The organism is Butyrivibrio sp. (genome assembly GCF_024699075.1).
Map to the genome: position 1 here is coordinate 1 of NZ_JAILQF010000420.1, position 8,900 is coordinate 8,900.

General features: G+C 40.9%; 8 protein-coding genes. 2 read left to right on the top strand and 6 right to left on the bottom strand.

The genetic code is table 11. The features are described from left to right. Nucleotides 1-435: 435 nt before the first annotated feature. Nucleotides 436-963: a QueT transporter family protein gene (locus tag K6G87_RS16785; RefSeq protein WP_296839804.1), complete on the top strand. Its 528-nt coding sequence runs from the start codon at nucleotides 436-438 to the stop codon at nucleotides 961-963. A gap of 188 nt (nucleotides 964-1,151) precedes the next feature. Here the strand turns inward: K6G87_RS16785 and K6G87_RS16790 are convergent, their stop codons facing one another. Genes K6G87_RS16790 through K6G87_RS16815 form a run of 6 tightly spaced genes read right to left on the bottom strand, consistent with a single transcriptional unit; the run spans nucleotide 1,152 to nucleotide 7,626 of the window. Continuing rightward, the gene (locus K6G87_RS16790; RefSeq protein ID WP_296839807.1) at nucleotides 1,152-1,823 is read right to left on the bottom strand and encodes an ABC transporter ATP-binding protein; all 672 of its coding nucleotides are present in this window, start codon (nucleotides 1,821-1,823) and stop codon (nucleotides 1,152-1,154) included. Nucleotides 1,824-1,832: 9 nt separating this feature from the next. Continuing rightward, nucleotides 1,833-2,750 carry a hypothetical protein gene (locus K6G87_RS16795; RefSeq protein WP_296839808.1) on the bottom strand — a complete coding sequence of 306 codons (918 nt, stop codon included), beginning with the start codon at nucleotides 2,748-2,750 and terminating at the stop codon, nucleotides 1,833-1,835. Between the two features lie 23 nt (nucleotides 2,751-2,773). Next, nucleotides 2,774-4,066, bottom strand: a complete 1,293-nt coding sequence (locus K6G87_RS16800; protein WP_296839811.1) for an ABC transporter permease — start codon at nucleotides 4,064-4,066, stop codon at nucleotides 2,774-2,776. Between the two features lie 19 nt (nucleotides 4,067-4,085). Next, nucleotides 4,086-5,777 carry an efflux RND transporter periplasmic adaptor subunit gene (locus K6G87_RS16805; protein ID WP_296839813.1) on the bottom strand — a complete coding sequence of 564 codons (1,692 nt, stop codon included), beginning with the start codon at nucleotides 5,775-5,777 and terminating at the stop codon, nucleotides 4,086-4,088. Between the two features lie 5 nt (nucleotides 5,778-5,782). Beyond that, nucleotides 5,783-7,225: an efflux RND transporter periplasmic adaptor subunit gene (locus K6G87_RS16810; RefSeq protein ID WP_330669921.1), complete on the bottom strand. Its 1,443-nt coding sequence runs from the start codon at nucleotides 7,223-7,225 to the stop codon at nucleotides 5,783-5,785. After that, nucleotides 7,183-7,626 carry a hypothetical protein gene (locus tag K6G87_RS16815; protein ID WP_296839815.1) on the bottom strand — a complete coding sequence of 148 codons (444 nt, stop codon included), beginning with the start codon at nucleotides 7,624-7,626 and terminating at the stop codon, nucleotides 7,183-7,185. The genes K6G87_RS16810 and K6G87_RS16815 overlap by 43 nt, the downstream gene beginning before the upstream one ends. A gap of 162 nt (nucleotides 7,627-7,788) precedes the next feature. Between K6G87_RS16815 and K6G87_RS16820 the strand changes: the two genes are divergently transcribed. Beyond that, entirely contained in the window at nucleotides 7,789-8,298 is a 510-nt protein-coding gene (locus tag K6G87_RS16820) for a hypothetical protein (protein WP_296839817.1), read from the top strand. Nucleotides 8,299-8,900: the final 602 nt, after the last annotated feature.

Genomic DNA, 8,900 nt, shown 5'->3' on the forward strand with positions numbered 1-8,900 from the left:
GTCTTTTACCGCATCTACGATCTCTTTTTGAATATTGCCTTTTCTTATACCTGATCTAACCTGATATGTAGTATCTTCTCCAATACCCTCTTCAAAAAGCTGTAAATAATCTTCTTTAATAAATTCTCCCGGCCATATATATACAGACATATCATTTCTCCTTGTTAGTATTTGTAAACGCAATTTCTAATGCTATTATACTGACCTGTATGAAAATGATATCAAAATCCGACGAAACGTCAAAAATATACGACGAAATGCATTTGAAGACGTTATATTGCTAATTTAAAGTTGTTATATTGTAAACTTGCATTCTTTTAGTTTTCGTGCTATCATGCATTCTTGCCCGAATACGGGCGAAACATTGATATACGAGTGTTAAATCCTTCCCACTCGCAACCACGACATAGGGGTCGTTCACTAAAGGAGAAAAAAATGAAGAATAACAAAACCCTGTTTATCGTACAGGCAGGTATTATTGCCGCTTTGTACGTAGTACTAACCCTTTTTGCGCAAGGCTTCGATCTTGCAAGCGGAGCAATTCAGTGCAGATTCTCTGAAGCTCTGACAATACTTCCATTTTTTACACCGGCTGCAATTCCAGGAGTAACAATAGGATGTCTGTTATCCAACATATTTATGGGCAATCCTCTTCCAGATGTAGTATTCGGAACTCTTGCAACACTTATAGGCTGCATAGGAACTTATGCTCTTAGAAAGCACAGATTTCTCTGTTCTGTTCCTCCGGTTATAAGCAATGCACTTATAATTCCCTTCGTACTTAAATACGCTTATGGAATGACTGATCTTGTACCTTTCATGATGCTTACAGTAGGTGCAGGCGAAGTTATCACATGTATGATCTTTGGAGAGATCCTTTTAAATGCCCTTTACCCGGTAAGACAGCTTATCTTTGCTGACGATCATTACGTACTTCCCATAAAGAAAGCGTCATCAAACTAACCCAATTTTTTTAAATTAAAATCGACCATATAAAACAAAACCTAATTTTTAAAATTTAAATCGACCATATAAAACAAAACCTAATTTTTAAAATTTAAATCGACCATATAAAACAAAACCAAAGGATAATAAAACAGCTGCAGGCTGATTCCCTATAAGGGCATGTCAGTCTCGCAGCTGTTTTATTATTAATCCTCGGATAACTGGCCGTCTATGATGTGGACGATTCTTGTTGCGTTCTTGGCGACATTAAGGTCATGAGTGATCATTACGATGGTATGCCCCATCTCATTAAGGTCCTTGAAGAGCTTTAGTACATCCTGACCACTTGATCTGTCTAGCGCTCCCGTAGGCTCATCCGCAAGTAAAATAGCGGGTTCACCTACAAGTGCCCTTGCAATTGACACACGCTGCTTCTGACCACCTGAAAGCTCATTGGGCTTATGACGAAGTCTGTGATCAAGTCCAAGGAGCTTTATTGTCTCAATGCACTTATCTTCAGCCTCCTGAGTTGACATACCTCTTACTATAAGAGGCATGATTATGTTCTGCAGAATGTTATAGGTGGGAATAAGCTGGTAGTTCTGGAATATGAATCCGATCTCTTTGTTCCTGATATCTCCAAGATCCTGCTCTTCCATTGTATGAACAGCCTGTCCGTCCAGATAATATTCTCCGGAATCAGTGATATCCATGCATCCTATAATGTTCATAAGAGTTGTTTTACCAGATCCTGAAGGTCCGAGTATAGCAACGAACTCTCCCTTTTCTACATTAAAGTTTATATTCTTTAATATCTGCACCTTGTCTTCGCCAAGGTCAAAACCCTTGCAGATATTAACCATCTTGATCATACTCATGAAAGTTCCTCACTCTACTATCCAAATTTTGTCAATTACATCTGTTCCTTCTTCCACAGCAATAGCTATGACATCACCCGTAGAAAGAGATGTGAATGTAGCACTGGTTCCAAGCTTGGTGATGATAACGGTTCCAACAGGTATCTGGTACTCAGCAGTTTCGCCGGTACTTACATAAGATGAACCGCTATCCTGACTTCCCATAGCCATCATTGAAGATCCATTATCCTGTCCGGAAGCTCCGCCCATCTGTGGGCCATCAGTGCTACCCACATCAGTACCTGAACCCCCATTCATTCCAGGCCCTTCGTCCATACCCTGCTGCCCAGCTTCTTTTCCTTCAGAATCCTGTTCTTCCGTACTTTCTGATGAATCTGCACCCGCAGGATCTTCAGCTTCTAAATCCGAATCAGTATTATCCGTATTATCCGCATTATCCGTATTATCCGCATTATCCGTATTATCCGTATTATCCGCATTATCCGCATTATCCGCATTATCCGCACTATTACCTGCTTCACTTAAAATGCTGACCGAAATATTATTGCCCACAATGCTTTCAATCTCAGCATATACAATTTCCTGTCCTTCCTGCGCTATTACCTGCGCCTCAGAATTCTGCTCAGCAAGAACCTTCTGATAATGCTCATACCCCAAATATGAAGCGGTTCCAATAGCTACAAGGACCAAAAGCGCTATAAGCAGTCTCTTTCTTCTTCGCCTCTTTCTTGCTTCCTGAAGAGCCTTGTACTCCCTTGCCTTTTCCTGGATCTTTCTATCTTCTGCAAGTTCCTTGGCAAGCTCCGGATCATCCTCGAAGATCTTGTCAGATGCAATATCTCCAAGTGCAGAATCTTCTGTCAAAAGAGCTTTCTTCTCCTCTGAAGTTTCTTTTGCTTTTCGACTGTTATTTGTATCTTTTTCCATCTCTTATCCCTTTACTAAGTAATTTATTCCTGATTGAGAGCTACAATAGGTACAAGTATAGAAGCCTTATAGGCAGGATAAAAACCAAATACCGTCCCAGTAAAAACACCAAACACAAGTGATAAGACAGCTCCAAATACAGAAAGCGAAACCGTCATATCGAAGCTTTCAATAATAGGTGTAATGCCTACAGCACACAGAACTCCCACTATTGAACCTATAAGGGATATAGTGCTTGCTTCTAACAAAAATTCCAAAAGAATATCCTTCTGACTGCAGCCAATAGCCTTTAAGATACCGATCTCATTGGTTCTTTCTTTGACAGATACGAACAATACGTTCATGATACCTATACCACCGACTACAAATACAATTGCTGCCATCGCATATAAGAGAAGGGTAAGTGTTCTGTTGGACTGATTTGCAGCTTCCATCTTGGTTCCTGCATCAGATAACGTAAATGTCGCATTTGGATATGACTCTGCAAGAACAGTCTCGATATTAGCCTTTATTGTATCTACCTGATTGGTATCTTCTGCAATCACGGTAATGGTAGGACTGATCTGCGTTCCTGTAAGATACTTGATTCCCGTCTCATAAGGAACAAATATCGCACTGTCAGGGCTTATTCCGGAAGCAACTGTTCCAACCTCAGACAGAATGCCTATTACCGTATAAGATCTGTCATCTATATAGATTGTCTCGTCATAAGCATCATAGACACTTCCAAATACCTCTTTGGCTACGTCATAGCCAAGCACACAGTATTTGTTCTTATAAGTGTCATCATCCTCTTCGATAAAAGAACCTATGGCAAGCTCAAGGTTAGACATATCAGCATAGTTGTATTTAACACCTGCAATTGTATAGCTTGTCGATTCATCAAGTTCTCCGCCATCAACTGTAGCTGATGTTGTATAAGACATAGTTCCTGATGTAAGTCCCGGGACAAAGGTCATGATCTCTTCCATATCATCTGCGGTAAGAGTTACAGTGTTCTTGTTCTGTGAACCTGAGCCTCCGCCACCAGGCATTCCACCGCCTCCGCCGCTTGGCATTCCGCCGCCTCCGCCGCCAAAGTTTCCAAAGCCTTCCTGCTCGCTTGAAGAACTTGTGGCATCATAGCTTATGTCTATAGCTCCGGCATTAAGGTTTTTAAATTGTTCTGCTACATCCTCTTTACCACCTGTACCTATTGCTATAACAAGCATTATCGTGGCGGCACCAACTACAATACCAAAGCTGGTGAGGATTACTTTTGATTTGTTCTGTGACAGATTGAGCCATACCAGTCTGAATATTTCAGATATTCTCATATTCTTCTTCCTCTACCCTTTAATTTACTGTACTCTCTATGATTACTGTGTCTCCTTCAGAAAGACCTGACTTTATCTCAACGCTGCTGCCGTCTGAGAATCCGGTCTCAACTTCCACGGTACTTATATTTCCATTTGCATCTTTGACTTTAACTGTGGATACACCATTTTCTCTTGTTATTGCTCTGTTTGAAATATAGAGAACATCTGCTGTATCTGTAGTTATGAAGGTTACATCTGAAGTCATACCTGTATATAGTTCTGACAGATCATCGCCTTCCAGTGTTACAGTAATCTCATAAGAAGTTGTCGCTGTACTGCTGTCATAGGTAGCATCTCCAACATCTGTTACAGTAGCCTTATATATTTCATCCGGGAATGTCTCAATATAAACATTAGCTTCTGCTCCAAGCTGTGCTGAATCGATATCATCCTCGTCCACATCAACTGTTATAGTAACCTGGTCATAGTCATTAACAACAAGGATGTTACTATCTGAATAGAGTTCATCTCCTGCTGCTATATCTATTTCTGATATAACTCCGCTATATCCTGATACTATTACGTCATCCACGATATACTCATCAAACTCATCAAGCTTATCCTTGGCTTCTTCAAGATCATCTGCTGCCATCTCAACTGCAAGAGCTGTCTGAGCCTTAGTTACATCTTTGATCTCATCAGCATTGTCATAATAAAGAGTATGTATATCATAAGTAGCCTGAGCTTCTATTACACCTACTTCATATGCTTCCTGCGCCTGACCAAGAGCTATTGTAAGCTCCTGTATAAGTGTCTCCTGATCGCTTATGGATTCTGTAAGAGTTTCTATTTCTTCCTCACATGAATCATAAAGTTCCTGTGCATCCTCTCTTATATTCTCTGCATCTGTCCATGCATAAGGAGCTGTTTCAACATCAATGTTATTGACTGTATACTCAGCATTAGTAACAAGAGCTTCAAGTTCCTTAAGCGTAGCCTGATCTTCTTCAAGATCCTCCTGATACTCTAAAAGTGTCTCATTAGCTTCATCAAGACTTTCCTGCGCATCATCAACAGCATCCTGTAGAGTTTGAACTGTTGTATCATATTCGCTCTGGGCATAGCTTCCATACATCTCGTTGATACTATATGTAGAATCCGCAGAAAGATCTGTAGATTCCTGCTCGGCAAGTGCCTGATCATAGGTATTCTGCGCAGATACAACATCTTCTTCAAGTTCTGCCCTTATACTTGTAACGCTTTCACTTGTAAGCTTTGCAATCTGATCTCCTTCTGCTATTTCCTGTCCTACTGATACATAGATTTCTTCAACTTCAAGTACTCTTGTATCATCATCAGAATCAGAAGATGTAGTCTGGCTGTTACTATTCCCCATCATTCCGGTATTTCCTCCAAGTGAGAAGGAATCAGTACTACCTGTATACTCACTAATATCAATGTCCAGTGTCTGAGTCGATGTTCCAACCGTTATACTTCCTGACTCAGTCACACCTACAGTAAGTGTTCCGTAGGTTACGGTTTCTTCTTTATAGACAGCCTGCTCTGCACTGTTTTCGCTATTTTTAACTCTTACTGCTACAATAGCGCCTATAAGACCTGCAGCTATAACGCTGCCTGTAATAACTACCTTCTTTTTGGAAAAAAATGTATGTTTTTCCTTCTTAAATTTCCCGGATACTTTACTACTTTTAATATCTTTTTTATTCATTTGATTTAGTTACCTCCCGGCATTCCGCCGCCACTTGGCATAGAACCGCCACCTGGCATATCGCCTGAAGGCATACCGCTTACGGCTCCGCTGTCCTGACTATTTGTATCACCTGATGCTTCGCTTGTACTATCATCTGAATCAGTCGAAGTATCCATGAGTTCTTCCTGGCTTGCGCTGACTTTACTCTGAATATAAACTGTGTCTCCTTCTGAAAGGCCGTCTGTAACCTCTATTACTGAGCCATTTGAAAAGCCTACCGTAATTTCTTTTTTCACATAGTCAGATCCGGACATCACATATACATAAGCCTTGTCATCTTCATATATGACTGCCTGCTCTGATACATAAAGAACATCTGATACAGAGTCTGTAACGAAAGTTACATCAGCTGTCATTCCGCCGTATAAAGTGCTGGTATCTCCAAGGATATCAATAGTTACAGGATAACTAACTGTAGTTGAATGATTATCAGATACAGAAGTTGTGATAGCACTTACGCATCCGTCCCAGGTCATATCTTCATAGGCAGAGAATTTAAGTGTTACACTGTCTCCTACAGAAACTGAGGTGATATCCTCTTCTGATATATCAATAGATACTGTAAAGGCATCTTCAGTAGTATAGGTGATCATGGCACCTGTCTGACTAAGCTCATCTCCTGCTTCATAGTTAACTGCTGTAACTATTCCGCTTCCATTTGCATATATTATTCCGTCATCTCCGACAAAGGCATTAAAGGCATCAAGCTCTTCCTGTGCACTGTCAAGATCGTTTTGTGCAACCGTAACTGCTTCTTCTAAAGAATTAATGGAATAGGAATATACATCATCTGATAGCTCACCATTAAGTGTAGATGACTCATAAGTGTTGGAGGCTTCCTGTGTCAGAACTTCAAGTGAAGCCTTGGCCTGTTCTATCGCAGTCTGATCATCTTCTATAGTCTCCTGATCATCCTCTATCTGCTGCTTCATAGAATCAATCTCATCACTTATCTGATCATAAGCTGCCTGAGCTTCATCAAGAGCCTGCTTATTGGCAGTATATGCACCAAAGTTCTGTACATCTGAATCATTAAAGATATTCTGAGCTGCAACAAGCTCCCAATATGCATCCTCAAGTGACTCCAAAAGCTCTTCATCTTCAAGGTCCTCCTGAAGTGCGGCTATCTCTGCTGTAAGAGCTTCTATATCACCCTGATACTCAGCAATCTGTGCTTCAAGCTCATCAACTGTTGCATCATATAAAGTCTGTGCATTTTGTGCTGTAACATTAGTTTCAGTCTCAGTATTTGAAGCTTCCAAAACTCCAAGATTATATTCTTCCTGGGCTTCAGCCAGAGCTATCTTGGCATCAGCCTGATTGGATTCAAGGAGCCTTTGAACAGAAGAAACTGAGCTTTCTGTCAGTTTAAAAAGGGCTTCACCTTCTGTGATACGCTGACCCATGCTAACATATACTTCTTCGATCTCAAGAGTTTTAGTAGTCTCTTCATCATCGTCATCGTCGTCATCGTCGTCATCGTCGTCATCACGTTGTCGTAATGGCGCACCTTCTCGCCATGCTTGTACACGTCGCACACAGGCTCTTTCTTTGAGAACTCCAGCAGCACATCGCCGAAATACTGTCTCATATAACCATCAGCATCATGCAATGTCTCTATCTCCGGAGCCTTCACCATCACGATACCTCCACGTTGCAACGCAAGCGATCGTATCTTCTTCATAAGGTCAGTACCCTCGTTCATATCCTCGAAGTGTGTAGCGTTGAAAATCGTGCGCTCTGTGACCTCAAATGCTTCTGCAAGAAATTTGCGATCTGCTTTCTGAATGTGAATGTACTTTTTCATAATCTCACTCATTTAATTGTTAAACCATTCTTTAATCTCGACCTTTTTTCGTATATTTGGCCGCGCTTCCAAAAGGAACACGCTGCAAAGATAATACGCTTTTGCGAATAAACAAAATAAAAAGGCGAATATTTTGTTCGCAAATGATAATATTATAAAAATATGAGCATAAATGAAAGGTTCGAGACAATTATTAAGGTACTATTTAATAATAACAAAAGAGCATTTGCAAAAACAGTAGGAGTAAGTCCCACTGTAGTTGAAAATATTGTTGGTACGCGAAAAGGAAACCCTTCTTATGAAGTCCTAAGAAAGGTTTGCGCAAATGCGAACATATCAGCAGAGTGGATTCTTTTTGGAACAGAGAACCAGCCTGTAGGTGATTTTATCAATATCCGTAAGGATCTTACAATAGTAGCTCCGAAAGAGGGGGAACCTGAGGATGGAGAACATACCATAACTACAGTTTTTACTAAAGGCAAAGCAACACCCAAACCTATTCCTGTGCAGAAAGCACAAAATGAGAGCCCATTTCTTAAAGAATTGCTTGATACCATTAAGGAACAAGCAGAAGAAATAGGGCAGCTCAAGGAGCAAGTCCGCCAACTAACTATTGAAAAAGAAAGGCTTGCTTCCAATGCCCACTTGTCGGACACTGCGAACGCAGGGTAGAACTTCTCCGCATCATCAGGGGTGGAAAGTTCACGAAATAGTCCCCCCCTGTGGGGTGTCCCCCTCCCCAAACACCACAATAACACACATATCAATGACCTCAACCCCTGTATATATAGGGGGTTACGATAAAAAAAGGCTTTCAAAAGTTGTTGGCAAAGTGTCAGTTTCTTGTATCAATCCCCCATTTTTTGGATTGTTGCTATATCCCCACAGGGGGGGGCTTGGCAGGAGTTTTGTAAACCTAAGTTTTAGGAAAAGTAAGCCTAAACTATAAACCTAATTGTAATCCTTACCCCAAAAAACACCATTTTTACCCGTTTTCATCCCTCCTCCTCAAACCGCTTTTTAAGGCCGTTCTAATACCATTACTATACGGTTCTATCACGAGCACGTATAAAGCCTCTGTGTGCCCCAAATGCCCGTATATAAAGGACTTCCACGCATACCAACAAAAAGGCCACACGCGTAAACGTGCAGCCCTATGTGAGTAAATCTTTCGTCAGTCTCATGTAAACGAAAAGCCCCTCGATGTAAACCAAAATTAAACCTATGTAAACGTTTCGTTTTGTGGAGCCTCAACCATCAAACTACGTCTAACT